This is a genomic window from Acetobacter estunensis, from assembly GCF_011516945.1.
GTDB classification, from domain to species: Bacteria; Pseudomonadota; Alphaproteobacteria; order Acetobacterales; family Acetobacteraceae; genus Acetobacter; species Acetobacter estunensis.
In genome coordinates this window covers 1-677 of the sequence record NZ_WOTH01000110.1, presented here as the reverse complement: position 1 = coordinate 677, position 677 = coordinate 1, and the positions used below count along the sequence as shown (strand labels likewise).

Below are 677 nucleotides of genomic sequence, written 5' to 3'. Positions count from 1 at the left end.
TTAGCCTGAGGCAGCCTGACGATTTCGAGAGTGATGTCGTGCTCTTTTGCTGCATTGGCTGCTTTTGATCCGGTATAGCCCTGGTCAGCCCATGCCAGTTCAACGCTACCGTCTGTCGCCCGCTGAATGGCTTGCGCGAGCGGACCGACTTCTGCCCGGTCATCCCTGTTTGCCGGTGTGACGTGCAGGGTCAGAAGATGCCCCAGGGTATCGACCGCCATGTGCAGCTTCGATCCGTTCTTTCTTTTCGCGCCATCATACCCGGCGCGCGATCCACTCTCCGGGGTCGAACGCAGTGTCCGGCTGTCGATAATCGCCGTTGTCGGCTCAGCCTGTTTTCCTGCAGCCAGCCGCAGCACAGCCCGGAGATCGTGGACAACAGCCTCGAAACATCCCGCTTCCATCCAGCGCCGGGATTGCTGGTAAACCGCAGTCCAGGGCGGAAGATCGTTCGGCATCGCCCGCCATGCAATACCGTAACGGATCACGTAACGAAGACCGTTGAACAGTTCCCGCAGATCATGATGGCGTTGTTCCGCGTCTTCCTTCATCAGAAGAAGATACGGAACAATCAGAGACCATTCTTCGTCGCTGATATCAGACGGATATGGTTTGCGTGCAGTATTCATCCATCTGTTCTGCAACACTCACGCCAGAAAGTACATAACACCCTCTAG

1 protein-coding gene is annotated in these 677 nt (G+C 56.4%); it reads right to left on the bottom strand.

The features are described from left to right. On the bottom strand, positions 1-629 hold a 629-nt coding region (locus GOB87_RS16505), incomplete at its 3' end, for an IS5 family transposase (protein ID WP_166319201.1). Between the last annotated feature and the right edge of the window lie 48 nt (positions 630-677).